The sequence below is a fragment of the Paenibacillus puerhi genome, assembly GCF_009846885.1.
Classification (GTDB): Bacteria; Bacillota; Bacilli; order Paenibacillales; family NBRC-103111; genus Paenibacillus_G; species Paenibacillus_G puerhi.
Genome location: NZ_WUWM01000001.1, coordinates 243420 through 269458, shown reverse-complemented (window position 1 = coordinate 269458; position 26039 = coordinate 243420). Strand labels below are relative to the sequence as shown.

The 26039-nt window shown below is 56.3% G+C and carries 26 protein-coding genes and 1 other annotated feature; of the genes, 3 read left to right on the top strand and 23 right to left on the bottom strand.

Annotation, left to right across the window (positions count from 1 at the left end; translation table 11 throughout):
- Positions 1-51: 51 nt before the first annotated feature.
- Positions 52-774, bottom strand: a complete 723-nt coding sequence (locus tag GSF01_RS01170; protein WP_159881179.1) for a BofC C-terminal domain-containing protein — start codon at positions 772-774, stop codon at positions 52-54.
- Positions 775-900: 126 nt separating this feature from the next.
- Here GSF01_RS01170 and lepB point away from each other — a divergent pair, with 126 nt between their 5' ends.
- Positions 901-1449 (top strand): signal peptidase I, encoded by a 549-nt coding sequence (lepB, locus tag GSF01_RS01165; RefSeq protein WP_159881178.1) that lies wholly within the window; start codon positions 901-903, stop codon positions 1447-1449.
- 188 nt (positions 1450-1637) lie between these two features.
- On the opposite strand, the gene GSF01_RS01160 is transcribed toward lepB, so the two are convergent.
- From GSF01_RS01160 to GSF01_RS01110, 11 genes are all read right to left on the bottom strand, one after another.
- Positions 1638-4220 (bottom strand): LysM peptidoglycan-binding domain-containing protein, encoded by a 2583-nt coding sequence (locus GSF01_RS01160; RefSeq protein ID WP_159881177.1) that lies wholly within the window; start codon positions 4218-4220, stop codon positions 1638-1640.
- A gap of 151 nt (positions 4221-4371) precedes the next feature.
- The gene (locus GSF01_RS01155) at positions 4372-5541 is read right to left on the bottom strand and encodes a GNAT family protein (RefSeq protein ID WP_159881176.1); all 1170 of its coding nucleotides are present in this window, start codon (positions 5539-5541) and stop codon (positions 4372-4374) included.
- Positions 5538-6863: a F390 synthetase-related protein gene (locus tag GSF01_RS01150; protein WP_159881175.1), complete on the bottom strand. Its 1326-nt coding sequence runs from the start codon at positions 6861-6863 to the stop codon at positions 5538-5540. Before GSF01_RS01150 ends, GSF01_RS01155 begins: the two co-directional genes overlap by 4 nt.
- The gene (locus tag GSF01_RS01145; protein ID WP_235941202.1) at positions 6860-7759 is read right to left on the bottom strand and encodes an MBL fold metallo-hydrolase; all 900 of its coding nucleotides are present in this window, start codon (positions 7757-7759) and stop codon (positions 6860-6862) included. Before GSF01_RS01145 ends, GSF01_RS01150 begins: the two co-directional genes overlap by 4 nt.
- Entirely contained in the window at positions 7740-8837 is a 1098-nt protein-coding gene (locus tag GSF01_RS01140) for an NAD-dependent epimerase/dehydratase family protein (protein ID WP_328803620.1), read from the bottom strand. Before GSF01_RS01140 ends, GSF01_RS01145 begins: the two co-directional genes overlap by 20 nt.
- Positions 8747-10093, bottom strand: a complete 1347-nt coding sequence (locus GSF01_RS01135) for an ATP-grasp domain-containing protein (protein WP_159881174.1) — start codon at positions 10091-10093, stop codon at positions 8747-8749. The genes GSF01_RS01140 and GSF01_RS01135 overlap by 91 nt, the downstream gene beginning before the upstream one ends.
- Entirely contained in the window at positions 10083-11081 is a 999-nt protein-coding gene (locus tag GSF01_RS01130; protein WP_159881173.1) for a beta-ketoacyl-ACP synthase III, read from the bottom strand. The genes GSF01_RS01135 and GSF01_RS01130 overlap by 11 nt, the downstream gene beginning before the upstream one ends.
- Before the next feature lie 772 nt (positions 11082-11853).
- The gene (gene pheA, locus GSF01_RS01125) at positions 11854-12741 is read right to left on the bottom strand and encodes a prephenate dehydratase (protein WP_159881172.1); all 888 of its coding nucleotides are present in this window, start codon (positions 12739-12741) and stop codon (positions 11854-11856) included.
- Positions 12738-13721: a homoserine kinase gene (gene thrB / locus GSF01_RS01120; protein WP_159881171.1), complete on the bottom strand. Its 984-nt coding sequence runs from the start codon at positions 13719-13721 to the stop codon at positions 12738-12740. Before thrB ends, pheA begins: the two co-directional genes overlap by 4 nt.
- Positions 13722-13782: 61 nt before the next feature.
- Positions 13783-15069 (bottom strand): homoserine dehydrogenase, encoded by a 1287-nt coding sequence (locus tag GSF01_RS01115; RefSeq protein ID WP_159881170.1) that lies wholly within the window; start codon positions 15067-15069, stop codon positions 13783-13785.
- A gap of 40 nt (positions 15070-15109) precedes the next feature.
- Positions 15110-15580, bottom strand: coding sequence for an ACT domain-containing protein (locus tag GSF01_RS01110; RefSeq protein WP_268893665.1), 471 nt, complete (start codon positions 15578-15580; stop codon positions 15110-15112).
- Between the two features lie 138 nt (positions 15581-15718).
- Here GSF01_RS01110 and GSF01_RS01105 point away from each other — a divergent pair, with 138 nt between their 5' ends.
- Both GSF01_RS01105 and GSF01_RS01100 read left to right on the top strand, forming a co-directional pair.
- Complete coding sequence (locus GSF01_RS01105; protein ID WP_159881169.1) at positions 15719-16222, top strand: NUDIX domain-containing protein; 504 nt, start codon at positions 15719-15721, stop codon at positions 16220-16222.
- Positions 16223-16255: 33 nt separating this feature from the next.
- Positions 16256-16576, top strand: a complete 321-nt coding sequence (locus tag GSF01_RS01100) for an MTH1187 family thiamine-binding protein (protein ID WP_159881168.1) — start codon at positions 16256-16258, stop codon at positions 16574-16576.
- 111 nt (positions 16577-16687) lie between these two features.
- On the opposite strand, the gene obgE is transcribed toward GSF01_RS01100, so the two are convergent.
- From obgE to GSF01_RS01045, 11 genes are all read right to left on the bottom strand, one after another.
- Complete coding sequence (gene obgE / locus GSF01_RS01095) at positions 16688-17989, bottom strand: GTPase ObgE (protein ID WP_159881167.1); 1302 nt, start codon at positions 17987-17989, stop codon at positions 16688-16690.
- Positions 17990-18004: 15 nt separating this feature from the next.
- A complete protein-coding gene (locus GSF01_RS01090; RefSeq protein WP_159881166.1) occupies positions 18005-18673 on the bottom strand; it encodes a Spo0B domain-containing protein in 669 nt (222 codons plus the stop codon).
- A 150-nt stretch (positions 18674-18823) separates the two neighbouring features.
- Positions 18824-19135 carry a 50S ribosomal protein L27 gene (rpmA, locus tag GSF01_RS01085; RefSeq protein ID WP_159881165.1) on the bottom strand — a complete coding sequence of 104 codons (312 nt, stop codon included), beginning with the start codon at positions 19133-19135 and terminating at the stop codon, positions 18824-18826.
- Positions 19136-19141: 6 nt separating this feature from the next.
- The gene (locus GSF01_RS01080) at positions 19142-19489 is read right to left on the bottom strand and encodes a ribosomal-processing cysteine protease Prp (RefSeq protein WP_159881164.1); all 348 of its coding nucleotides are present in this window, start codon (positions 19487-19489) and stop codon (positions 19142-19144) included.
- Positions 19490-19496: 7 nt separating this feature from the next.
- Positions 19497-19808 (bottom strand): 50S ribosomal protein L21, encoded by a 312-nt coding sequence (gene rplU / locus GSF01_RS01075; protein ID WP_159881163.1) that lies wholly within the window; start codon positions 19806-19808, stop codon positions 19497-19499.
- Positions 19809-19819: 11 nt separating this feature from the next.
- Positions 19820-19906: a sequence feature (ribosomal protein L21 leader region), on the bottom strand.
- Positions 19907-19958: 52 nt separating this feature from the next.
- Positions 19959-21200 carry an Rne/Rng family ribonuclease gene (locus tag GSF01_RS01070; RefSeq protein WP_201305291.1) on the bottom strand — a complete coding sequence of 414 codons (1242 nt, stop codon included), beginning with the start codon at positions 21198-21200 and terminating at the stop codon, positions 19959-19961.
- A gap of 63 nt (positions 21201-21263) precedes the next feature.
- Positions 21264-22187 (bottom strand): M50 family metallopeptidase, encoded by a 924-nt coding sequence (locus GSF01_RS01065; RefSeq protein WP_328803618.1) that lies wholly within the window; start codon positions 22185-22187, stop codon positions 21264-21266.
- Positions 22180-23112: a M23 family metallopeptidase gene (locus GSF01_RS01060; protein WP_159881161.1), complete on the bottom strand. Its 933-nt coding sequence runs from the start codon at positions 23110-23112 to the stop codon at positions 22180-22182. Before GSF01_RS01060 ends, GSF01_RS01065 begins: the two co-directional genes overlap by 8 nt.
- A 225-nt stretch (positions 23113-23337) precedes the next feature.
- Positions 23338-24480 carry an FtsW/RodA/SpoVE family cell cycle protein gene (locus GSF01_RS01055; protein ID WP_159881160.1) on the bottom strand — a complete coding sequence of 381 codons (1143 nt, stop codon included), beginning with the start codon at positions 24478-24480 and terminating at the stop codon, positions 23338-23340.
- 6 nt (positions 24481-24486) lie between these two features.
- On the bottom strand, positions 24487-25284 hold the full coding sequence (gene minD / locus GSF01_RS01050) for a septum site-determining protein MinD (protein WP_159881159.1): 798 nt from the start codon (positions 25282-25284) through the stop codon (positions 24487-24489).
- 85 nt (positions 25285-25369) lie between these two features.
- Positions 25370-26035, bottom strand: a complete 666-nt coding sequence (locus GSF01_RS01045) for a septum site-determining protein MinC (RefSeq protein WP_159881158.1) — start codon at positions 26033-26035, stop codon at positions 25370-25372.
- Positions 26036-26039: the final 4 nt, after the last annotated feature.

Below are 26039 nucleotides of genomic sequence, written 5' to 3'. Positions count from 1 at the left end.
ACGTTCGATAATCTCGGGGCGGGCTGCCGGAGCCGCATGGAACGGCCGGATTTAGGGCTGGGGCGCCTGCGGCGTCTGCCGCATGGCCTTCTCCGTCTCCTCGACGGCAAAGTCGCTAAGCGTGGAAAGCACGCTGTTGTAATCATCCAGGTCGCGGATGCGGATGCCTTGGTACAACTGGCGCACCGTTTCCCTCGGCAGGCTGCTTTCCAAATGGCCAATGTTCAATTGGAAAAACGTACGCAGCACATTTTCCGAGCCAGACCCCGGAACGCCTTCGAACATGGACAGATTCCCTTTCGCATCCAGGCCGAAGTAGGCATGCTCCTTGCAGGCCGGTGACAGGTCTTCAATGGACTCGGTGAAATAAACGTCGCCCGACTCGCCCAAGCTGACGATCAGCGCCGGATGCTGCCTGTAATGGGCTAGGATAGCTTCGGCATTCATATAACCAAGCCTCTCAAGCTCCTCACCGCATACATACGTTTTGCGAGAAAAGGCCTCACGTTCGCCCTCCAGCCCCGTTAGCATCCTGCGCACCTCTTCCTCGGGCTGCTTGATCGCTCGCTCGGCATGTCCGAATACCGCCTGGCTGCGGCGCTCAAGCCACTCTCTGGCTTCATCGGCCGTCTGGGCAGAACGGCTCAGCCAAATCCATGCCGAGAAGGAACCTAGAACCAGCGTGACGATAGCGAAATACAGCAGCCTCCGCTTTATGCGAAGCCTTCGCTTCCATTGCTTTCTTACATGATTCCACCATGTGTAAAGTTTCATAAGCATCCCCTCTTTGTCTGCACCTATGTTTTTACTATTTTTCCCATGGGGATCGACGTTTATACGGAATCTGTGTATACTTGGTTATATGGTTTCAATGCAGCAGGGAAGGATGTTGACGAACCAATGCAGTCGCTTTTGAAAGAAGTATGGGCTTGGACCCGCTCCATCGCCGCAGCCTTTATTTTGACCATTCTGATCGGTATGTTTATTTTCCAGCCGACTAAGGTACTCGGGCATTCCATGGACCCTACCCTCCACGATCAACAGCGCATATACGTCTCCAAGCTGTCGCATACGTTCCGTTATGCGCCGGATTATGGAGATATCGTCATCATTGACAGCAGGGTCGAGCGCCCCCGCACGTTGAAGGACGACTTGCTGGAGCATCCGCTGCTTCGTTTGATTAGCGGGGTGGATGACCCTAATATGTATGTGAAGCGGGTTATCGGCAAGCCCGGTGACGTGCTGGAGCTGAAGGATCAACGGATGTATCGCAACGGGCAACCGCTGGACGAGCCTTACCTGAACGAACAGATGCAGGCTTCCGCCCCGCAAATCTGGACCGTTCCTGAAGAACACGTATTCGTAATGGGCGACAACCGCAATCACAGCAAGGATAGCCGCACCATCGGCTTCGTCCCTTATAATCATGTGCTCGGCATCAAATTCTAATGTAGGCCGAGAACCCGGAGCTGCCGGGACGGGAACGCCGAACAGGCCGGCCGCTTCAAGCTTTATGCTTGGAGCGGCCGGCCTGTTTTCTTCTACGTTCGGGTCATGTTGAGCGTTATGCCACACATTCAGTTGAAAGCTATTCACCCCGGACTCCGCCGGTTTCATCAATCCGGCTTCGGCGCTTATTAACTGCTCAGCCATGGGTTATTTTTTTTTGCCCGGACTGCTCCCCCGCTCCCTTTACGCCGGTTCTGCTTAAGCAAGCTGCTGATGGCGTCATACGCGGAACGTTCACGGTTCCGGGCTTTGCTTTTGGGAGCAGCCGTCTTCGAGCTTTCCTTAACGCTTCCTTTCGCTTTACTTTCCTTTTGCTTTGGGGCGAACTCATCCACCAATGGAGCAATGGGGTTTGCCGGAATCTCCGTCGTTCCCGTCGAAGTGAAGGGCAGCGTACCCACACCCGGATACGCATTGATGGTTGCGAGCTGCCCGTTGGGGAAAGGGGCAGTTAATTGCGGGAGTAAGGCGGCGGCACCATACGATGCATTTCCTTGACTCGCCGCTGGCGCAGCACTTCGCTTTTCCTCCGCTCGAGGGGCCTCGTAAGGCTGATTAACATTCAACCCTTCCATCATGGGGCTCACTGCGGTTGGCTGGAACGCGTTCGGAGACTCAGACACCGGGCTTACGACGCTTGGATTGAACGCATTAGGTTGCTCGAACGCTGGGCTTACGGCGCTTGGATAGTACGCATTCGGATGCTCAAACGCTGGACTTACCGCGCTTGGATAGTAGGCATTCGGATGCTCGAACGCTGGGCTTACCGCGCTTGGATAGTACGCATTCGGATGCTCGAACGCTGGACTTACCGCGCTTGGATAGTACGCATTCGGATGCTCGAACGCTGGACTTACAGCACTTGGATAGTAGGCATTCGGATGCTCGAACGCTGGACTTACAGCGCTTGGATAGTACGCATTCGGATGCTCGAACGCTGGACTTACCGCGTTTGGATAGTACGCATTCGGATGCTCGAACGCTGGACTTACAGCGCTTGGATAGTACGCATTCGGATGCTCGAACGCTGGACTTACAGCGCTTGGATAGTACGCATTCGGATGTTCGAACGCTGGACTTACAGCGCTTGGATAGTACGCATTCGGATGCTCGAACGCTGGACTTACAGCGCTTGGATAGTACGCATTCGGATGCTCGAACGCTGGACTTACAGCGCTTGGCTGGTATGCATTCGGATGCTCGAACGCTGGGCTTACCGCGCTCGGATTGTACGCATTCGGATGCTCGAACGCTGGGCTTACCGCGCTCGGATTGTACGCATTAGGAAATTCAGACACTGGGCTTACGGCGCTTGGCTGGTATGCATTCGGATGCTCAAACGCTGGGCTTACCGCACTTGGATGGTACGCATTCGGATGCTCGAACGCTGGACTTATAGCGCTCGGATTGTACGCATTCGGATGCTCGAACGCTGGACTTATAGCGCTCGGATTGTACGCATTCGGATGCTCGAACGCTGGACTTATAGCGCTCGGATTGTACGCATTCGGATGCTCGAACGCTGGGCTTACGGCGCTCGGCTGGTATGCATTCGGATGCTCAAACGCTGGACTTATAGCGCTTGGCTGGTACGCATTAGGTTGCTCGAACGCTGGACTTACGGCGCTCGGCTGGTACACGTTCGGAAAATTCGACGGATACTCCACATTCGGTTGATAGGCGTTCGGCCACCCCATCGCGGGACTTATAGCGCTTGACGGGTACGCATTAGGCGCTGCATTCGGGTATTCGGCCGAAGGCGACAGCGCATAAGGAAGATTCGGTTGGCCGCAGCCACAACCTCCCGCAACTTGGGCATTCGCCCCCAAACCGGGGAAAAACGGATAAGGCGCATGTTGTCCGTGCATGGCAGCATTCACTTCCATATTTTCGATCGGCATATTCGGAAAAACCGGAAGCTCGGGTTCTGGGGAAAAAGGAACATCCCCTGCTTTGGTGGCAGGCACCTGAAACTGTGCGAACAAATCCTTGGCTGGCGGCAGATTCCCTGCTTCCGTTTGGCCATACGGTATATTCAGATTCGGAGCTTTAGTCATTTCCGGCAACACAGGGGGCGGTACATTCGACTTTACATTCGGCAGGACAACCGGCTCGTGAGCTTTAACCGGCTCCTCCTTCATAGGAACTGGCGCAGGTACAACCGGTGCGGGCGGCAGCTCCGACACCGGCGTTGCCTCGACAGGCAGCGGGGTCATAGGCATGGCTGACGTGTCAATCTTAGGAGGAAGCTCATTGGCAGCATTCTCTTCCACGGATTCTGCCACCATTTGAACCGAGGTGTTGGCTTTATGTCCTGCTCCAGCAAGATTGGATGCGTTCGCCTGGTTCTCTGACTCGCCATGACCGGCATGGACGGACTTTTGCTTTGGAATGTACACGACATCGCCGGTCATCAGCACATTCGGGTTTTTCAACTGCGGGTTGGCAGCCACCATATCGGCCAGCGGCACGCTCCAGGCTTTGCCCAGCTTCCACAGTGTGTCCCCTTGCACCACCATATGCTTATACAGATAGTCGTTCGGTGGTACGGCCGGCTTCGATTCACTCGGAATCTTGATTTTCATTCCGATGTCGAGTACATCCGGGTTCGCAATTTGAGGGTTGAAAGCAATCAGCTTATCGAGCTCCACCTCATACTTCTGGGAGAGCTCGTAAAGCGTATCGCCTTTCTTCACGATATGGATTTTCAAATGTGTAAACCTCCTTCAGTTTTGCGCTCTGTCCTGCCGGAACAAAATGACATTACAGTTTATGCAACAACCTGGGCATTTGACCATAGTATCGTGAAAAAATTCCTTCTAAGCACTCCGGCCGCCGTCTGCACGCCTGTTTTTCCGTCGGCTAAAGCTTGTATTTTTGAATGAAGGGAACCCCTAATCCATTCAGAACACTACCCAGCATAGCCCATCCTAGTTGACGCCTTATCGGCAAATGCCGGTCGTAAACCGCCGAATATTCGATCTCGGCCCACGCGCCGCGGTTACGCTTAAATTGGGCGGCGCCGGAGCTCTCATGCAGCAGACAGCCGTTCGCCCTTGCAAGCTCCAGCAGCACCGCGGAGAGCATCCGATATAGGCCCAGCGACTGGGGCAGTGAGGTATCGTAGCCGAATACCGGCGTCGTCATGACTCCCTCCCTTTGGAAAAAGCCGAGCACCCCGTCGATCCGTCCTGTCCGGATGCTGCGGAGGGCATGGAGCTGAAGAAGTCCCTGCTCCAGCGCCATCGCGAAGAATCGTTCCGTAAACTGCGGATTGCAGGCCGAGTATTTCTCCACATACAGAGCACGGTACAACTCGGTCAGCCTAGGAATATCAGCAGGAGTGAGAGCCGAGGGCTCCAGCCGCTCGTAGCCGTGCTTGCTCAGCAGCTTGTAGTCCCTCTTCACCAACCAGCGGGCTTTGGCGCTTACCGAAGCGTCGTCCGACGGCTTCAGCAGGTAAATTTGCCGGCTGGGCACCAATCGAAATCCGTGACTGACAAGCCGTTCGATAAGCGGTCCATTCAACGTCCGGTTCAAGGAACGGAAGATAAGCGCATGGCTCGGATATGCATCCAGCAGCAGGCTTACGGCCTGCTCCCAAGCAGCCTCCGGGATTGCCGGGTACAGATTGGTTGAGAGCAGCCAATTATTTACTTGGACTACCCGGTTAATTCCCGACATTTTCAGCATAACGCCCATCGTATCGAGCAGTGCCGAGAGCGGCGGCCGGAGCCCGCGAAAGCCTGCCAAACGAAGCTCTTCCTTCGCATAGGTCACATAATGGGTATAAGGAGAACAGACATACGAGCTGTCATACTCGGTACTGTTCACCGTGACCGGCACCGTATGACCGCATAGGCCCAGCACCCGCAGCGAGGTATCGATATTCGTTATATAAGAGGAGACGGGCTGCTCCAATATCGGCTGCAAATACCGCTGCGCATACCGGCCCTGCTCATCGTCCGGCCAAGGAATCCGCTCTTTTCTTCCGTCGTACAGCGCCGCAGTTCCGCTCAGGCTTCCTGTCATGGACCGCTCCTCCTCTCCACACGCCGCAGCTTTCGGGCGCCGGGCGCAAACTCATACGGCCTGAACCGAAGCTCCGGCAGCCGACAGCCGACACGGGCGCATAGCCCGCCGAGCGACTGCGCGACGCTTTCCTGCACGTCTGCCAGCGATGCCTCCACTCCCACTTCCAGAGCCACCTCCATAGCGCCCTCCTCCAGCAATACGACATGGTAAGCCTTGACCTCCTCTGAGGCCGCAATAATAGCCCGGCTGATCGAATCCGGAAACACGGCGACCGTCCCTCCGCCTTCGCATGCCGGCAGGTGAAACACATCGTCGCAGCGGCCCTCGATCCGCTCGATAGGCAGATATACAGAGCCGCAAGGACAGGGCCTGCTCCGCTCAGTCAGCACATCATTCAGCCTGTAGCGGACTATCGGCTGGGCAAAGCGCGAAAAATCCGTAACGATAGGCACGAAGCGCCCCGTCCCCTCATCCAGATATTCCTTTTGCACACAAACGATATCCTCATTCAGATGAAGCGTTCCGTACCTGCAGGTGGCTCCCAGAAAGCCCTCCGTGCATTGGTATACCTGATGAAGCCCTGAGCCAAATGCAGATTCGATCATCTGGCGGTCGAGCTCTTCCAGCACCTCCGCCACCGCAATCACCCGCTTCGGTCTGATCTGAAGCCTCCCCGCTTCCACAGCTTCTGCCAGCAGACGAAGCATGGAGGGCGGAGCGACGAGCAGGGTCGGCCGTTGGACATCCAGCCGGGTCAAATGCCGACCCAGCGGGTCTAGCAGATCATAGAATTGGAAATCTAACCGCCCGCCTTGAACCGTCCCATACAGGTTACTGTCGGCACGAAGGAAGAAGGCGATCCGGTGTGTGCCGAGCAAGGAGCCGGGCAGCATCCTCGCCAATACATGTCCGGCCCAGGCAAGCCGCTCGCTCCGGCTAACCAGAAATAACCCCCGGCTCCCCGAAGTACCCGAGGACAAGCCGACGGTTATATCGCCGATAGCAGGCGTGAAATCACGAGTCCGCTCCGCTGTCAGGGCCAGCTGAAATGCCTCGTCTTTGCGGATACCCGCCGTATTCAGACGATCGAATGCTTCCATCATCGCCTGCTTGTCGATCATAGGGAATGCCTGCCAGTCAGCAGTCGAAAGCCCCGCCCATAGCTCCCTATAGAACGGAGAAGCTTCCCGGATCCGCTCGATATGCGAGAGGACTTTTGCTTGCTGCCACCGCTCGAAGGCGGCGCGGTCCGTCCAGCGTCTCCCATAGCGACAACGAGCATAGTGTGCCATAATCTTCATCTGGTCGACTGTGATCATAATTCCTCTCCTCCTCCCGTCCAGCGGGCGCTTGCCTCGGGACAATGAGACGGCACGATCCGAATATGGGGAAATCGGCTGTGAAGCGAGACGACGCGTTCGAAGCTCTGGGCATAGTGTACGCGGCTCGGCATGATGACTCCTGCAAGAGGATGCGGAGGACGCGACTCGCGGTAAGCACGGCTCGACCAGACGGCATCTGCGCATAGAAAATAAGTGTGCCGTTCCGTTGAGAGAAATAATCCGATCTGTCCGTCCGCATGCCCGGGGAGATCTACAGCCAGTATACTCCCGTCGCCCAGTACATCGGTTACATAGGGAAAAGGAAAGCCGCTCTCTGCAGGAGGCATAATCCGCCGGTCTGCCGACAGCCTATCCGAGCGCGCTTCGAAGTCATCCGGCAGCAGCTCCGGAAGAAACGCACGCCGCAGCGCCGCCATTCCGGTAAGCTGTTTGACCGCCTCATACCCGCTGGACTCGTAGATAAAACGCGCATGAGGAAAATCCCGCAAGCCTGCAATATGATCGGCATGAAAATGCGAGATCATAATCAGCCCAATTTCCGCAGGATCGATGCCTGAACGCCTCAATTGCTCCGCGGCCCCCTCCTCCTCCCGGAACCGGACGGGAGTCAGCATCCGGTACAGCCTTGCGGGCAAACGGTCCGTCGCTTCCAGGAAACGGCTCGCATAGCCGGTATCGAACAGCATATAGCCGCGGCTCGGATGCTCTATGCAAGCGAACATCGCGGGGATGCTCACCGGCGCAAGCGCCCCTCCACGCAGCGTCACCCATTCGGGATGCTTGCAGCAGCCTGCCGTGAACAGACGAAGCTTCACTCGGGTTCCCGGTTCGTGCGGTCCCTTTTCCCACTTGTCAAACCATGGCATGTCCATCTCGCTGCTCCCTCCACCAATCCGCAAATCGTTCCAGCCCCTCCGCTATGCTCACTCTAGGCTCATATCCCAATACCCGCCTCGCTTCCCCGATATCCAGCGTCTGGCTGCGGCCAAGCATCCCTGCCGTCGCCCGGGTAAGCTGCGGCTCTCCCGCTCCCGGCCGCAAGTAAGCCGTGAGCTCAAGCAGCGACGCCAGCGTATAAGCCGCCGGATACGAAAGCTTGACCGTGCGCAGCGGCATACCGAGCTTGGCGAACAGCAAGGCAGCCGCCTCAGCCAGCGGCATCGGCTCCCCATTTGTAATATTAAAGACACGGCCTACCGCCTGTTGAGGCGCCCAATACGCTTGGAGCATCGCGTCCACCGCATTATCCACATAGGTCAGATCGACCAGCCCCCGGCCTGCGTCGATCATCGGCACGCCTCGGCCTTCGCCTGCCTGGATCAGCTTCGGCAGGATGGTCCGGTCTCCCGGACCGAATATGGCTCTCGGACGCAGAACGACGGACCGCAGCCCTCGGCCTGCCGCCTGTTCGATGATCGTCTCGGCCATCCGTTTGGTGCGGGCGTAAGCACTGGCCTGCCGGACAGGAAGCGGCTCACACTCCTTCACGTTCAGGCGGTGCGAACCGCCAAAATAAACGCTCGGCGTCGACACATGGATCATTCGGCCAACCTCATGCCTTAGGCAGCCCTCCGCTACGTGAGAGGTTCCCTTCACATTGCTGGCGTAAAAATCCGCATACTTGCCCCACGCCGCCGACAGAGCCCCGCAATGAAAGACAGCATCTTGGCCGGCGCATAGCTGCATCATCCGCGGTCCATCGTCCAGATCCGCCCGGACGAAGCGAATCTCCGCCTGCTCCAGACGACGCCCCGCCTCTTCGCTTCGGCCAGTAGCAGTTACCTCCCAGCCAAGATCACGAAGCCTTAAGGCGAGATGCCCTCCCAGAAAGCCCGTCCCTCCGGTGACGAGAGCCTTCATCACATTGTCCCCCCATTCCATTCGATATCGGCCGTAGAGGCTTCCATGATCGTCATGCCGCTCGCCGCCGCCCTTCGCTTCAGCTCCCACAGCATCCGCGCCTGCTCAAGGAACGGCCCGGGATCGCCGCTCCGATATACCACATCGCTTGCTTGTCGGAAGTCGCCTAGCCACCTCTTCATACCTTGCCAGGATAGATGGGCAGGCAAGCCGTAAGCCAGCATGGGTAAAGCCAGCATGGCTCTTGCTCCCCGCTTCGGCTCCGCCAAAGCGTCCATCCGCTCCTGATTGTCGAGCAACGCCTGAACCAATCCGTCTCCCGGGCCGAATAAATGAACCCCGCTCGTCGCCCGGGGATTGCATTCGAGCGGATACAGAACGCCATGTCCGTCCTCGATGAAATCAAATGCAATCTGCCCGCTGAATCGTTCGGCTCGCACGAATCGCTCTACCCATTCACGCAAGCCATCGTGAACAATAGCCTCGAAGTATACGGTCGCACCCCTGCCCGCCGTATAACGCGACTCATATACAGCATGAGCCCTAAGCTCGCCTTCATGGGCAATACCGTAGGTGCATAGCTGCCGGCCTCTGACCAATCGCTGCATGACCCAAGCCGCAGAAGTTCCTTGGGCTTCAGAGGTATCGTCGTCGGAACCAGCTGCATCTATCTGCTGAGCTTCTCTAAAAGAAGCTCTCATTCCGTTTCCATTCCCGGCTTTTCGCTCCCGCCCTCTCTCCGCGGCTTCGAAGTTGCGCTTTTCTAAACCACTCACATGGAGCATGAACCGGACCGCCTCTCGGGGATTGTCAAAGCTTTGCACCTGCGAGGAAAACCGGGAAAATTCAGGCTTAAGCACGACTCCCCCTGCAAATTCGGCCTGCTGCAGCGCCTTCAGGCTCGCCTCCAAGCTTGCCTGGTCGCCGGGCACCAGCTTCAAGGTTTGGGGAACAGGGAAGCCGAGCCGCTCCGCCAGCTGGATAAAGTCCCACTTGCTATGCAGCCGCTTCAGCTGTCCGAGCGGAGCCGCAATCACCCGGCAGTGACGGCTTAGACGCTCCAGCCCTGCCGATACGTAGAAGATCTCCTCGCAAGTCGGAATCAGACAATCGATCTCCTCACGCCGCACGATTTCTTCAAGCGCCGAGATATATGGCTCTGCCCCATGAATCGGTTCCGGCAGACGAAAATGGCCGCTTACTGACCTGGAGGCCCGGCATAAATGCCGCTCTGCACTCTCTGCCGCAAACACACTCCAGCCCGCAGACGCCAGCTGCCTCGCCAGCTCCAGTGCGGCAGGCGCCCGGCCGCCTGTCAGCAGTACCCGACCCCGTTCAATAGACAAAGGCCAGTCCCCCCAGCGACAAGCCAGCGGAAGTGCCCAGCAGCAGCACATGATCTCCGCGCTCTATACGGCCTTGGCGCACCGCCTCGTGCAGTCCCATCGGAATCGAAGCCGCAATCGTATTGCCGTGATCAGGTGTAATGTACATCATCTGTTCTTCGGAAATGCCCAGCTTTCGCCCAAGCAGCCTCATCGCCATCGCGCTGCCTTGGTGCGGGATGACCAGCTTGAAGTCGCTTATTTTCAGCTCCGTTGCCGTAAGCAGCCGCTCCAGGAAAGAAGGCAGGCGTTGGGAAGCCATCCGAAAAATACCCGACCCGTTCATATCAAATGAAAACTCTCCAGCCTGATCAGGCTCATATAAACTGGCCGGAAGCGCACTTCCTCCTCCGCGAATTTCGGATAACGAAGCCCCATCCCCATAGGTTTCCATGGATGCGTAAAGAATCCCGGACGGCTCTCCGGGCTGTGAGCGTTCGATCACTGCAGCGGCGGCCCCGTCCCCGAACAACGCTGTGCTTTCCTTCTGATGCCAATTCAATCCCTTCGAAGCAATTTCGGCAGACACGATCAGCACTCGGCGATACCTGCCTGCCGCTACCATATAGGAAACCATGTCGAGAGCAGCCACAAAGCTCAGACAGGTCGTATTGATATCCAAAGCCGGCACCCCCGAGCCGCCTTGCCCCATCGCACGCTGAATCAGCGCCGCGGTGCAGGGAATTGGCTGCTCCATCGTGCCGCTCGCACAAACTAGACAATCGATATCGGCAAACTCGAGTCCTGCAGCAGCCAGCGCTTGTTCAGCCGCCCGGGCCCCCATATCCGAAGCCTTCTCATCACCCGCAAAGTAACGAACCTTCACATCCGACTTCTTCAGCACCCACCCGTCAGGTACTCCCAGCCGTTGATCCATCTCCTGTGCCGTTACTTGTGTCGCCGGCAAATACTTACCTGTTCCGACAATCTTTACCTCGCGTCTCTGCATGTCGAATCCTCCCGTCATCGCGAAAGTCTATCTAGCTTTATTGTAGCGAATAGCGATACAGGAAACAGTACTAACTTCTCATAGTACCTCGTATTCGATATTTTGAACCAGCATCCCTGCGCGAGTTAGGGAAAACGAATGCAGCTTGGCCGGAAACGTAAAAAAACCAAGCGGGTTAGGCTTGGGTTCGAACAATCGGGAAAACGTTTATGTCAGGCGTTTCAATCCACGCTCCCGCACGGGGAGCGACCATCGGTAAGGGTGCCTATGGTGTTCCTGATGTAGTTTCAATCCACGCTCCCGCACGGGGAGCGACAACATCCCCTTACAACCCCTTATTGCGCCTGGGATTGTAGCCTCAACAGTGCGACCCACTTTAACTAGGCTCCACAACGTTCCAAAATCACTTCAAAAACGCCCGAATCCCATGTCCTGCCTGAGGTGCGAATCCCCAGGGATTTTCATGTGAGCTTGGGGTTCGCACTAGGATATAGTCTCAGTATAGTTCTGCCGCCATCCAACTTCAATCTCTCATTTTAATTCTAATTCTGCTTTTTAAACAAACAAAAAAAAGCGGAACCCAGCTCGCCATCCTCCCTTCCCCCCTAAGTAGGGGTTAGGATGAAATACGGCTCTAGATTCCACTTTTCCTCGAACAATACTGCTCCTGTATGCCAAACCTTACCTATGACCGACCGAAACTTACCTTCCTGAGCGCAAGTCCGTCATAGCTAGCAGGAACCTTCTTCCCGCACACGCCCATATTCAACTATCACTTCGACGGAACCGGCTGGTAGGAATAAGTCGGGTAACACCCCAGAATACGTACCTGACAGCCGATCGCCTCAATCTCTTGCAGCGCTGCCGGCAGCAGGACGGAGTCCATGGACGCTTTAATGTCAATGTAGAAAAAATAATTGCCAAGCCTCTTCTTCGTTGGTCGGGATTCGATCTTCGTTAGATTGATCCGGCGCCAGGCGAAGGCGGAGAGCACCTGATGCAGCGCGCCTGGATAATCCTCCGGCAGCGTAACCAGAATCGTGGTCTTGGTATCCGACGACGGCTTCAGCTCCGGCTTCTCCGGACCGATCAGCACGAATCTGGTGAAGTTGTCTTGATGATCCTGTACGCCTGCCGCCACCGTCTGGAGCTTGTACAAGATACCGGCTCCCTGTGGAGCCAGGGCGGCCACCGTTGGATCCTTCAGCTCGCGTACCAGTCGGGCCGCTTCGCCATTGCTGCCCACCTGCTCCAGCTCGACATGAGGCAGCAGCTCTCGCAGGAAACGCTGGCATTGCGCCAGCGTGACGCTATGGGAGTACACCTTGCGGATGCGGGAGCACGCAGCCCCGCGGTCGGTTACCAGGGACTCATCGTCCCCTTCCGGCAGACGAAGGAGATTAATGGAGATCGGGTACACCCACTCGGCCTGAATAGGCAGGTCGACCTCGTGTACCAGCCAATCCACATGCAGCGTAACCGAGCCCTCGAACGTATTCTCAATCGGAATAACGCTATAATCCGTCGCTCCGGTGACCGTCGATTGGAATACATCCGCGATCAGGCTGCATCCTACGTAATCGAATGCCTCCTTGCCCAGTACATGATGGGCCGATTCCTCCGTGTAGGTGCCCGGACCAAGCAATGCAACCTTCTTCATACCCGGCTCGCTCCCCTCGCCACTTCAAGCAGGCTGGCCTCCGCCTCACCGGCAGGCACTTCCTGCACCTGGACGCCGGCCTTGTCAGGCTGCAGCCAAAGCATCGTCGATTCGATGCCCTCGCTGCGGAGCTTGCCCTGCATAAACGCCTCCAGCTCGGCCTTGCGGTCCGAGCCGCGGTCGACCAGCGCGAGAATGGTCGGCCCCGCGCCGCTAAGCGCAACACCGAGCGCGCCGTTGTCGGTCGCCTCCTCGAGAATGGCCGACAGCCCGGGCACAAGCGGCGCGCGATACGGCTGATGCAGCGCATCCTTCATCGCCCTGCTGATCATGTCCAGCCTTCCGGTACAGAAGGCCGCGACCAATACCGAGGAATGGCCTACATTGAACACGGCGTTTTCCAGACTTTGCTCCCGCGGCAGAACGCCCCGCGCCTTCTCCGTCGCAAGCTGGAAGTGCGGGATCGCCACCAGCACCTCGAGATCCTCATGCGGCTCGACCCGGATATATTCCGCCCGCAAGCCGTCCCAGAACGCAACGACAATGCCCCCAAAGAGCGAAGCGCCGACATTGTCCGGATGCTTCTCCAGCTCTGTCGCGAATTGGAACAGCTCTTCATTCGTGAACCTGCCGCCGATCAAGGCATTGGCAGCCGCCAGCGCGCCAACGATCGCCGACGCGCTGCTGCCGAGTCCCCGAGTCAGCGGAATATCGCTGTAGATCGCAATTTCCAGCTCGGGCGCAGCCAGGCCTGCCCGCTCAAATACAAGCTTGGCGACTTCGTAAAGCAAATTGCTTTTATCTGTCGGGACGCCCTGCATCTGATCCCCATACAGAGTAAACCGCGTTTCCTCAGCCTCGCTCATTTCAATCCATGCATATAAGTTCAACGCCATACCAAGCGTATCGAAGCCCGGGCCGAGATTAGCCGTGCTGGCAGGCACCTGGACCCGCACCTTGCGTTTATTGGTTGGTATCATTCCTTCTCACGCCTACCCTTCAAGCTTCTCATAACGTTCTTTCCCGTTCCGTTAACCTCGATTACCCTTCTACGCGGTACACGCTTTTGATCGCATGAACGGCGCCCATGCTCTCGAATTGCTTCAACACTTTATTCATCGACGCTTTGTTCGCATCATGCGTGATGATGATGATCTCGGCCAGCGGATTCGTCTGATTCGGATGCTGCAGCACAGACTCCAGGCTAACCTCATGCTCGGCGAATACTTGCGTAATCTGCGCCAGTACCCCAGCTTTGTCTTCGACATGCAGCAGGATAAAGTTTTTCGAAGCGATCTGCTCGTCGGTCTTGAGCTTCTTTTCTTGGTAAGGGACGAAGCCGCGGCGACCGTTGATTCCCAGATTGGAGTTGCGGACCACGGCTACCAGATCGGCAACGACAGACGTAGCGGTAGGCATCTCGCCCGCACCCGGTCCGTAGAACATCGTTTCCCCGACAGCCTCGCCGTAAATATATACCGCATTAAACACCCCGTTAACAGCAGCGAGCGGGTGCGATTGCTTAACCATCGTCGGCTGCACGCTGATGCTGATGTGCTCGTCCTGCCGCTCGGCGATACCCAGCAGTTTGACTTCGTACCCGAGCTTCTTCCCGTACGCAATATCTTCTTTGCTTACCTTGGAAATCCCTTTTACGCTCACATCGGACAGGGCAATATTGGCATGGAAGCCGAGCGTGCCGAGAATGGTCATTTTGCGGGCGGCATCAAAGCCTTCCACGTCCGAGGTCGGGTCGGATTCCGCATAGCCGAGCTGCTGCGCTTCCTTCAGCACGTCGTCGTAAGCGGCTCCCTCCTGGCTCATCTTCGAAAGAATATAGTTGGTGGTGCCATTGACGATCCCCATGATCTTCGTGATCCGGTCGGAGGAGAAGCCCTCGATCAAGGTGCGGATAATCGGAATACCTCCGGCCACACTCGCTTCGTACATAACGTCGCAGCCGTGCTCGGCAGCCTTCAGCAAAATTTCCGGTCCGTGCAGCGCCATGAGATCCTTATTGGCCGTTACGATATGCTTGCCCCGCTCCAAAGCGGCGAGAATAAGCTCCTTCGTCTGATCGATGCCGCCCATGACCTCTATGATGACATCGATATCCGGATTTTCGATGATGTCCCAAGGGTTTTCCGTCAGTTTTTCCTCCGAAATGCTGATCGAGCGAGCCTTGCTTTTATCCTTGACCAAAATCTTGGATATCTCGATCGGGGAGCCTGATTGGCTCATCAGATGATGCTGGTGTCCTTCCACAATGCGCACAACACCGGTTCCGACGGTGCCAAGTCCGAGTAATCCGACTTTATAGGGTTTCATAGATATCTGCCTCCTCGATAGCTCTTGATAGTATGCTTGATCATCCTTGCCCGGCGAGCGTTGCCCGACTAACTCCATCTTGCTCGCGGAGCTTGTCGAGCAGGACGGCCACGCTCTCGCCCATCAGCGACGTTTCCACCGAAATGACGACATTGGCGATGCCCTGAAGCGGGATCGTTTGGTGAATGGTCAGTACATTGCCCTCCAGCCCGGCGATGAGCGCCAGTACTCTGGACAAAATCCCGGAACGATGCTCCAGATCCATGGAGATGGTAACGATCCGATCCCGATCCAGCTTGCTCAGCGGGAAAATGCCGTCCTTATATTTGTAGAACGCGCTTCGGCTCAGCTCCACCTGCTCGACCGCTTCGTGGACCGTCTTTACCTTGCCACGGGCCAGCAGGCTTTTCGCTTGCACCGTCTTGACAAGCGCCTCCGGCAGCATATCCTCCCGGACGAGAAAAAATCGCTCGCTCTGCGGCGGAATTTCCTTGGTATATTTATCAGGCACAGCAATAGTCCTCTCTGCACAGACGATTGTTCTTACCTAGTGGACATTATATCGCATGCCCACCGCTTCGGGCAATAGGCTTTATGCGTACAAATATGATAAAGTTAGAATTAACCATCAGGAAAGAGGAGAAGCCCTTTGATTCGAGCCCGTATGATGGCAACCGCCATGCTATTCAACCATGAGGATCTGCTGATGATGAAACGCTCGCCTACACGTACCTTATCCCCCGGATTATGGGCCGCAGTCGGCGGGCATCTGGAGCCTCATGAGATCAATGATCCCCGTAGCGCCGTCTTGCGGGAAATTCACGAAGAAACCGGTTTGCTCGAGGAACATCTGGATGAGCTTCGATTAAGGTACATTCTGATCCGACTGAATGAGCAAGAGGTACGCCAGCAATTTATTTATACCGCCAACACGAGCAAGCGGGACATCGTACAGTCCGATGAAGGGACCCTGCACTGGATTCCGCGCGATCAGGTATTGGATCGAAAGATTCCTTTTATTTTTCACAAGTTGCTCGAGCATTATTTCCAGCATCCGCCGGTACCGCATGTGTGGGTAGGAACAGCCGGCTTTGAGGCCTCAGGCGCCCCGACCGTACACTGGACCGCTTTGGTTGACCCTCAACAGCTGTAGGAAGAGAACCATCCCCGAAAGGAGAACGACAAGATGGCCATAGCAGAAATCACCGTTATCCCCGTCGGCACCGCTTCAACAAGCTTGAGCGCCTATGTCGCGGGCCTTCACGCCTACCTGGACGAAGAGCAGAAGGCCGGCAGCATTGCATTCGAGATGACCGCGATGAGTACGATTATCGAAGGAGAGCTCGATGAGCTGTTCCGCGTCATCCGGGGCATGCACGAGCTTCCCTTCGGAGCCGGCGCGCAGCGGGTATGCACCTCCGTAAAATTCGACGACCGCCGCGACAAGCGCGGGTCAATCCGGCAGAAGCTGGAGTCGGTAGCCAAGCGGCTGGACACCCTTCCCTGATTAACCCGAGTCCTTGGGAAGGAACTAAAAAAGATCACCCTGCAAGGTCCCAATGGCCTATCTACAGAGTGATCCTGGTCTTAGTATGAAGGGTAAGCCACTATACAGCTTCTATTCCTGCTCGACAAACTCGAATTCGAAATCGCCGATCCGTACGATCGTCCCGTCCTTCGCTCCGCGCTCGCGCAGCGCTTTGTCGACGCCTTTCTTGCGCAGGATGCGGGCGAATCTCAGGACAGACTCCTGCGTGCTGAAGTTCGTCCGCTTGATCAGCCGCTCAATGCTCGGGCTGTCGACCACGTACGCTTCGTTATCCCGGCGAATAACAAAGTCCTCATCCTCGTTATCCTCCAGCCGGTATACCTTGCGCTCGGACAAGTCAACCAGATCCTCGACCAGAGGCATCTCAGGGATGGTCTCCAGCAGATCGGACACCTTGTACAAAAGCTCCTGTACCCCGGACTTGGCGACAGCCGAGATCGGGAAGATCGGCAGGTCCAGGCCGCGAGCGGCGAGCTGCTCCTTGAACGATTCCAGATGAACCTCGGCATCCGGAATATCCATCTTGTTGGCGACGATGATCTGGGGACGCTCCTCCAGCTTCGCATTATAGAGCTTCAATTCATCGTTGATTTTGACCCAATCGTCGAACGGGTCGCGCCCTTCCGTCCCCGCCATGTCCACCACATGTACGATAATTCTCGTCCGCTCAACGTGACGCAGAAATTCATGGCCGAGCCCCACGCCTTCATGAGCGCCCTCGATCAGGCCAGGAAGATCCGCCATGACGAAGCTGCGTCCGTCCCCGACCTCGACAACTCCAAGATTCGGAGTCAGCGTCGTAAAGTGATAGGCGCCGATCTTCGGTCTTGCCCCGGAGACGACGGAGAGCAGGGTCGACTTGCCCACGCTCGGGAACCCGACAAGCCCAACATCCGCCATAACCTTCAGCTCCAGCACGACCCAGCGCTCCTGGCCCTCTTCGCCGTTCTCCGCAATTTCCGGAGCGGTATTGTTGGCCGTAGCGAACCGGGTATTGCCGCGCCCGCCGCGCCCGCCTTTAGCGATAACGACTTGCTGATCATGCCTCGTCAGGTCGGCAATAATCTCCTGCGTATCATCGTCCACGACCACGGTTCCCGGAGGAACGCGTACGATCATATCTTCCGCATTGGCGCCGTGCCTACTCTTATTCCGTCCCTTTTCTCCGCGCTCCGCCTTGAAATGCTTCTGATACCTGAAGTCGACAAGGGTACGCAAGCCTTCGTCCACACGGAAAATAACGTCGCCTCCGTCACCCCCGTCGCCTCCGCCGGGACCGCCCTCCGGTACATACTTTTCCCTGCGGAAAGCTACGAGTCCGTCGCCTCCGTCGCCGCCCTTGACATAAATTTTAGCTTTGTCTACAAACATGAAAGTTCACCCTCTTTATCGTTCCAGCGCGGTGTCGTCCAAGGTCCACTCGACACTCCAACACACCGACTGCTCTTCGTAGCTGCCTTGGATACGGACTTGCTGGTCCTCCCAAAGAACGGCTAGCTCCTGCTCCAGACGCCGAACACGCTCTACCCGGAAAGCCCCCGTATATCCGATATCCAGCCTGAGTATACGGTCGCCCTTGGTCCATACCAACTCCAGCCGGTTATCGTCGGAATATGGCGATGAGGCCGCTTCTGCGCGAAACCCTTCCAGAAGCCGCTGAATGCCCGACGCCACGTCCCCACGCCCGGGAAGCTCATCAAGCCGAATCTCTTCGTTCATGCGGATCTCAAGACGCAGCTCCTTGACCTCCGCTTGAAAGGCCAGAATAAACAGGATCAGAGACGGAATACCAAGCTTGGATATCAGACTCTCCTGCTGGACCTTATCTTTTATTTTCTCCATCATACCCGGTAATTTATCATACTTCTTTAACTGCACGTAGCCCATCAGTACCTGAATATCGTTCATCCAATCGTGTCGGTAGTGATTGAACAGCCGAAGCGTACGCAGGTCCTGCTCCGAGGCAAGTCCGGCAGCTTCCGATGCGGCGGAGTGCCGTCTGTGCTCGTCCCCAGGCTGACGTTCATAATCCTCGGCTTTTGCATCCGTTGCCATGCTCGATCTCTCCGTTCCGCATCATTCGATATCCCTAACAGTATAGCATGACGTCATGCAAAGTACACGAATGGAAGTGAAGTCTTCTTTCTTTAAACAAACAAACCCTGGCGAAGCTTAGTTCGCCAGGGTTTGGACGTTTCGTCGATGTTACACTTCTACCGCAGCAGCTACAGGTGCAGCAGCCGCAGGGTAGACGCTCACTTTTTTGCGGTCACGGCCAAGGCGCTCAAACTTCACAACGCCCTCGACTTTCGCGAACAAGGTATCGTCGGAACCGATGCCCACGTTGTTGCCCGGATGAATTTTCGTTCCGCGTTGGCGAACGAGAATGCTGCCGGCTGTTACGGTTTGACCGTCTGCACGCTTAACGCCAAGGCGCTTTGCGATGCTGTCACGTCCGTTTTTCGTGGAGCCTACGCCCTTCTTGGATGCGAATAACTGGAGATCCAATTTTAACATTCGTGTCTACCTCCTTACTTCGGGTGATGGTTTGTCTTGCATTGCTATATATGCGCCGTACGATTGTTGGATAGATTGCAGCATGACGACCATGCCTTCAAGCAATAACTGCATCTTGCGTTCCGTCTCCGCATCGGTCTGCGGCGGGATATCCGCGCTCAGCAAGCCGTGCTTCATCCGGGTATTCAACTGCACACCGGCCAGCGCCTCAATAGCGTTAACCGTGCCGACCGTAACCGCCGATACGCCCGCGCAGACAATATCCTTGCCCCGCTCGTCGTACTGCGCATGCCCGTCGACTTGAAATCGTACGATACGACCGTCCTCGCCTCGGATAATCTGAATGCGAATCATGTCAGTCTTACGCTTGGATCTTCTCGATCACGACTTTCGTGTACGGTTGACGATGACCTTGCTTGCGACGATAGTTCTTCTTCGCTTTGTACTTGTAAACGATGATCTTACGGCCTTTGCCATGCTTCTCGACTTTACCGGAAACGGTAGCGCCGGAAACGAGCGGAGCGCCCAGAGTAAGACCGCCTTCGCCGGATACTGCCAATACACGGTCGAATGTGACCGCATCGCCTTCGCCGACTTCCAGCTTCTCGATGAAAAGAACATCGCCCTCGGAAACCTTGTATTGTTTACCGCCTGTTTCAATAATTGCGTACATAGTTGCACCTCCTCATGTCTCAGACTCGCCTATAAGCCAGGTGACTTGTCCATGAAGACAAGTTCTTGGATACCCGCTTCGCGCGGTTACAGCATGTTATAGCAACACACCCAATTATTCTACCACAAACAACATAGACTGTGCAATGGTTTATTTTCCGCGAAACGCAAAGCCGGTCCCTCCGCATGCCGAACAAGGCTGAGGCGCCGTCGTTTCCTTGCTGTCCCGCACCTTCTTGCGCGTCATCTCGACAAGGCCCAGCTTCGTCCATCCGACGACGACGGTTTTCGTGCGATCCTTCCGCACCTCCTGGTTCAGCTCGTCCAGCACCTGCTGACGGCGCTCAGGCGTCTCCATATCGATAAAATCAATGACGATCAAGCCGCCTATATCCCGCAGCCGGAGCAGCCGGGCGATCTCGCGCGCCGCCTCCCTGTTCGCATCGAACACGGTCTGCTCCAGGTTCACCGAGCCTGTGTACTTCCCCGTATTGACATCGAACACCGTCAGCGCTTCCGTCCGGTCGACGATCAGATAGCCGCCGTTGTCCAGCCATACCTTGCGGCGCAGCGCCAGCTCCAGCTGTCTGGCGATCCCGAAATCCTCCATGACATCCGCTCCCCGGTGCACGCTCACCCTATCGGCCAGCGTACGGGTGCCGGGAGCCGACAGCACGCTCCAGACAAGCTCCTGAACGTCGCTGGAGCTGACAAGCACCTCCTGCACGTCGTCGCGGAACACGTCGCGGACCAGCCGCGGCAGCATGTCCAGATCGCTGTGGATCTGGCGGGGAATCGCGCCTTCCTTCCCGGCTGAGGCGGAGAGAAGCCTCCAGCGGCTCCGCAGCTCCTGCAGATCGGCCGCCAGCGCCTCCTCCGGCTCGCCCAGCGCCGCCGTTCGAACGATGAAGCCCTCCCCGGGCTCAAGCTGCCGCTCGGCCATCCGCTTGAGCTTATCCCGGTCGGAGGCTTGTTCGATCTTGCGCGAGACGCCGACATAGTCGGCGCTCGGCATGTATACGCCGAATCTTCCAGGTATGGAATAATGCGTCGTGATGCGCGCCCCCTTGCTGCCGACCGGTTCTTTCACCACCTGAACCATGATAGACTGGCCCACATGCACAAGCTCGTGGATAGGCGGCTTTTCCTTGGGCTGTTTGTCCAGATTGGCCGGAAGCACGTCATCGATATACAAAAAACCGTTGCGCTCCAGTCCAATGTCCACAAAGGCGGCCTGCATGCCCTGCAGTACACGGACGACACGCCCCATGTAGATATTGCCTGCGAGCTGTCCCTGATTTCGATGTCCTCTATAGTACTCGGTGAGCTTGCCGAATTCGACAACAGCCACCTCAGTATGCTCTTGTTCGCATTTCACCAATATTCGCTTCATCTCCGGCAACACCTCGGGTCTATTGTAACATAATCTTGCTAGCTCTGCCCGTTAGAGGGAGCTTCAAGCGAAAAGCTCGGCAACGGTTCTCTCTCGCTTCGTCTCATCAAAATAACAGTCCAGCAGCTGCTGCTCCAGAACGATATGACGGATGCGCGAACGCTCGTCCAGGACGTAAATCAGATGATAACGGTCCCGCATGAACAGCCGCACGATGTCTCCCGCTTTGCGGCGGCCATTGACCACGATCGGCCCTGCCAGCGTCCCTTGATCGATCCGACTGGCGAACCGTTCCTCCCGGCCAAGCAGGAACCGCATGAACCGATAGGGCGCCCCGCGCCTTTCATACCAATTCGACGCCAATAGGAAGCAGCCGATCAGCAGCCAATTCAGCGGAATGCCGCCTCTCTCCGTAAAGGCATATACTAGAGCCCCGACGATCATCCCTGCGCTGAACAGAAGACTTAGGTCTGCCGCAAGCTGCAGCGTGCGCTGATAAGGGAGCCAGAGGCCGAACAGAACCGTCATAACCTTCCCTCCGTCAAGGGGCATCACCGGCAGTAAATTAAACAGGGCGATGATCGCATTCGCTTGTATGAAATATTCACCCCATAACGGAGGCAATAAACCAAACCGGGTCAGCGTGTACCCAACCCCCATCATCCATACGTTCTGGAGCGGACCCGCCAGCGCTACCGCGAGCTCTTGCATAGAGGTGGCGCCCTGGGCCTCCTCCACAACGGCAACTCCGCCGAAAGGCAGCAGTCGAACCTCCCGCACCCTCCAGCCGAAGCTCCTTGCTGCCGCGACATGGCCAAGCTCATGCACAAGCACGATACCGAACAGGGTTAGCACCTCTACGACGTACCCTGTTACGATCGACAGCAGCAGGAGCAGCGTGAATAACGGATGAAAGCGAATCGTTGTCCCCAGCAGCCGCTTGTCTGCGTTTCTCAGCAAAAGGAGTGGCCGGGCAAAATTATTCAAGCGGAATCACATCCGCCGGATCGACAACCTTGCCTTCCTTAAGGAGGGCAAAAAACAAAACGGCTTGGGCTTGCCTGTTCGACGGAGCCTGAAGCGTTCCTACCGTCTCGCCTCCTTTGACCCAGTCATTCTGCCGGATGCCGCCCGCACTCAGGTGACCGTAAGTCGACTCCATCCCTCCGGAATGGCGCAGCACGACCGTATAGCCAGTATCGTCCCGACTGCCCGCGAAGATAACCATGCCGGTATCCACTGCCGATATCGGCGTACCGCCGGGCGCTTCCACAAGCACGCCTCCCTGACTTGGCGTGAAGGGAGCAATCAGCTTGCCCTCTACAGGCGCAAAGTAATGCTTGGGGAGCGAGGCCACTTTCTCGGCATCCTGATGGCGGGTCCCGCCATTGATCGCGGGAAGGAACGAGGGAGCTCCCCCAAAGTACCGTTCGTACCAGACCGCCAGCGCCGCTGTATCCAGCGGCTTTGTCAAAGCGGTGGCTACGTACGCGCGTCCCTGCCCGGCCAAGGGATGATCGATCCGGTACATCCCCCATACAGCGACGAACAACAGCCCGCTTAACAGCACCCGAAGCGCAATTCGCCGCCCCTTCGGCGGATATGCGCTGACCCCTTCGCCCTCATCCCGATAACGAGGAGGATAAGAGGACCATTCGCGCTCATACTTTCGCTTCCACTCTTCCTCCGGGTCCAGACGCGGGGAGACAGGCCCTCCGTACTCATATTCAAAGCGGCCCGCTGCCAGCGGTCGTTCCGCTTTATCTATCCTGTCATAGCCTTCAGGCTCCCCTTCGTAGGGAAAGCTCATATGCACATGTGCCGGCTCTCCATGGACGTTCCGCCATCCATGCTCCTGGAGCTTGCGGATCTTTTCCGTTCTGCGGTCGCGCACGCTTTTCTTCGTATTCACTCACGATGCCCTCCTCGCCAGCTGAATCGCTCGTTCCCTTCATCCTATGAGCTTGTACGGGCAAATATACGCACGGCGAAACGCACGAAAAAACTCCCTTCCACCCGCTGGCGCGGGTTAAAGGGAGCTTTTTCGCATCGTCTCAAGGATCAGACCTCCGCTTCGAGAAACAATGCCCTCCGGCAATGAAGAGGGGACCAGGCAAGCGCTGAGCCCACAAGAGTGTCAGTCCTCATCCAGCAGCCGGTCATCATGCATCTTAATGCTCATCACCAGTCCCATCGATACCATATTGATCAACAGTGACGTGCCCCCATAGCTGACGAATGGAAGCGTGATGCCTGTGAGCGGCATGATCCCGATCATCATCCCGACATTCTGGAAGATCTGGAAAACCAGCATCGTTACGATCCCGATAATGATGAAGGAGCCGGCATAATTATTGCAGTAGAGGGCGATGAGAATCATTCTGTAAATAAGCACGAAATAAATAAGCAGCAGGATCGATGCGCCGACAAAACCAAACTCCTCGCCCACTACCGCGAAGATGGAGTCTGAGTAGGCATAAGGGACCGTGCGGGGCGAGGTCCCCTGCAGATATCCTTCGCCGGTCAGAAAGCCCGATCCTATCGATCGAATGGCGCTATCTACGTGGTAGCTGTCATTTTTATCCGCTGTCGTCGGGTTAATGAATGTATTGATCCGTACGATCCACTGAATCGACAGCTTTCTTTCGCTCAGGAAGCTGATGATGAACGCATAGTACTGATTCACTAGAAACAGCAGCAGGTAAGTAAAGCCCCCGATAATCGTTACGCCGATCAAGACAAACCTGCCTTTGATATTGCCGATCCACAGCATGCCTACGAGCAGCACAGCCAAAATCAGCCCATTGCCGAAGTCCGGCTGCAAAAGGACAAGACCGATCGGAATAGCGACCAGCATCCCGATCGGTAAAACATCCCGAATCAGCTCAAGCGGCTCTCCCTTGCGCCGCGCCATGAAGGCGGCCAGGGTGATGATCAAGATGATCTTCATCAGCTCGACGGGCTGGAATGATAGAAACCCGAACTGGAACCAACCGCGCGCATTATTAATGTTGGAGCCGAAAAAATAAACGGCCACCAGCAGCAGCACGCCGAAGCCGTATAAATAATACGAAACCTTGGTCAGTATCCGATAGTCGAAGTAGGCCGCGCCCACAAAAGCCAGGATCGAGATAAGGTAGATGACAATACTTTTCTTGACATCGAAGGCAAAGGTTGTATTGCCCACCCCTACACTGTATTGCAGTATTGCTCCGATCACGATCAGCACAATAAGTAAAGTTACGATCAGCGGATCTATTTTTTTAAACTTGTGCAGCACCTTGCGTCATCCTATCCCGAAAAACTTTTTCATTTTGCCAAGCATGCCGGGACGGTTTTCAAGCTGCATCAACGGCACCGTATCTCCAAGCATACGGCGGGCAATATTCCGGTAGGCGATGGCCGCGCGGGAATTCGGGTTCATGACCGTTGGCTCTCCCGTATTAGCCGCCTTGATCACAAGCTCATCGTCGGGTACGATTCCCAGCAGATCGATCGCAAGCACGGAGCAAATCTCGTCGATGTCCAGCATTTCGCCCTTCTTCATCATCATCGGACGAATCCGGTTAATGACCAGCTTGGGCGATTCCACATTCGGCTCCTTCTCAAGCAAACCGATAATACGATCCGCATCGCGCACGGCCGCATTCTCCGGCGTCGTCACAACGATTGCTTTATCCGCTCCGGCGACGGCATTCTTGAAGCCCTGCTCGATACCGGCAGGACAATCGATAATGACGAATTCGAAGTCCCGCTTCAACTCGAGTACGATCTGCCTGACAGCATCCGGCGAGATCGCGTGCTTATCCTTCGTCTGTGCAGCCGGTAGCATATACAGTTCATCGAACCGCTTGTCTTTCACCAATGCCTGCGCCAACCGACAGCGCCCCTCGGCGACATCGATCAAATCATAAATAATACGGTTCTCCAGCCCCATCACGACATCCAGGTTGCGCAGGCCGATATCCGTATCGACCATGACGACCTTTCTCCCCTGCAGCGCCAGTGCCGTGCCGATGTTCGCCGATGTCGTCGTCTTGCCGACGCCGCCTTTGCCTGAAGTGATGACGATTGCTTCTCCCATAGGTCCCACTCCTTTAAGCCTTAGTTATGCTATTCTCACACCCTGCCAGGCCCGCCGTTCCCGCTCTAGTCCATCGAGATGCCGACTAGACATGATGAAACGGTGTAAATCTGTGCATATGGTGAACCTTGTCAATCTCCATTTTGCCTTTCTTGATATAGGCAAATTCCATGTACGCGTCAAAAGCCTCGCTCAGGTCCCATTCGTCCGGCGGACGAGAGATAATCCCCCCGATGCGAAGCTGTGTTGGCCGCATATACGAAGCCGCGATGACCGCATGCTCGTCGCCGTCCGAGCCGGCATGAGCCATCCCGCGTAACGATCCCATAATATAAATGCTGCCCGAGCTGACAATCGCTCCTCCGGGGTTCACATCCCCAAGAAACAGCACATTGCCTTCATGCGTCAAGGTTTGGCCGGAACGAACGATCCCGCGGACGATCTTGACATCCGCAGCATCCGGCGCTGCCCGCTCATGCGACGGGTCCAGCGTTTCCATCGATTGAATAAGCAGATTGCCCTTCTGTCCGATAATGCGGCGCACTTGCTCTTTCTGTTCATCGGTCACGGCCCGTTTGCCGAGCTTGACATGTACATGAATGATAGGTCCCGTTAATATTTGCTGATGCGTTTTCTCCAACTTATGGTTAAGCTCATCGAGGACTTTAGAAAATTCGCAGGTATCGTCCAGCAAAAACACTAGGCCGTCCTTCACGCCCTTGATGATCACATGATGTTTGGCTGCCGTCATAAAC

What these genes read in the sequence shown, in the direction of transcription:
- GSF01_RS01170 (WP_159881179.1), bottom strand. Translation starts at nt 774, where the DNA reads ATGAAACTTTACACATGGTGGAATCATGTAAGAAAGCAATGGAAGCGA.
- lepB (WP_159881178.1), top strand. Translation starts at nt 901, where the DNA reads ATGCAGTCGCTTTTGAAAGAAGTATGGGCTTGGACCCGCTCCATCGCC.
- GSF01_RS01155 (WP_159881176.1), bottom strand. Translation starts at nt 5,541, where the DNA reads ATGACAGGAAGCCTGAGCGGAACTGCGGCGCTGTACGACGGAAGAAAA.
- GSF01_RS01150 (WP_159881175.1), bottom strand. Translation starts at nt 6,863, where the DNA reads ATGATCACAGTCGACCAGATGAAGATTATGGCACACTATGCTCGTTGT.
- GSF01_RS01145 (WP_235941202.1), bottom strand. Translation starts at nt 7,759, where the DNA reads ATGGACATGCCATGGTTTGACAAGTGGGAAAAGGGACCGCACGAACCG.
- GSF01_RS01130 (WP_159881173.1), bottom strand. Translation starts at nt 11,081, where the DNA reads ATGCAGAGACGCGAGGTAAAGATTGTCGGAACAGGTAAGTATTTGCCG.
- pheA (WP_159881172.1), bottom strand. Translation starts at nt 12,741, where the DNA reads ATGAAGAAGGTTGCATTGCTTGGTCCGGGCACCTACACGGAGGAATCG.
- thrB (WP_159881171.1), bottom strand. Translation starts at nt 13,721, where the DNA reads ATGATACCAACCAATAAACGCAAGGTGCGGGTCCAGGTGCCTGCCAGC.
- GSF01_RS01115 (WP_159881170.1), bottom strand. Translation starts at nt 15,069, where the DNA reads ATGAAACCCTATAAAGTCGGATTACTCGGACTTGGCACCGTCGGAACC.
- GSF01_RS01100 (WP_159881168.1), top strand. Translation starts at nt 16,256, where the DNA reads ATGGCCATAGCAGAAATCACCGTTATCCCCGTCGGCACCGCTTCAACA.
- obgE (WP_159881167.1), bottom strand. Translation starts at nt 17,989, where the DNA reads ATGTTTGTAGACAAAGCTAAAATTTATGTCAAGGGCGGCGACGGAGGC.
- GSF01_RS01090 (WP_159881166.1), bottom strand. Translation starts at nt 18,673, where the DNA reads ATGGCAACGGATGCAAAAGCCGAGGATTATGAACGTCAGCCTGGGGAC.
- rpmA (WP_159881165.1), bottom strand. Translation starts at nt 19,135, where the DNA reads ATGTTAAAATTGGATCTCCAGTTATTCGCATCCAAGAAGGGCGTAGGC.
- GSF01_RS01080 (WP_159881164.1), bottom strand. Translation starts at nt 19,489, where the DNA reads ATGATTCGCATTCAGATTATCCGAGGCGAGGACGGTCGTATCGTACGA.
- rplU (WP_159881163.1), bottom strand. Translation starts at nt 19,808, where the DNA reads ATGTACGCAATTATTGAAACAGGCGGTAAACAATACAAGGTTTCCGAG.
- GSF01_RS01070 (WP_201305291.1), bottom strand. Translation starts at nt 21,200, where the DNA reads ATGAAGCGAATATTGGTGAAATGCGAACAAGAGCATACTGAGGTGGCT.
- minD (WP_159881159.1), bottom strand. Translation starts at nt 25,284, where the DNA reads ATGGGAGAAGCAATCGTCATCACTTCAGGCAAAGGCGGCGTCGGCAAG.
- GSF01_RS01045 (WP_159881158.1), bottom strand. Translation starts at nt 26,035, where the DNA reads ATGACGGCAGCCAAACATCATGTGATCATCAAGGGCGTGAAGGACGGC.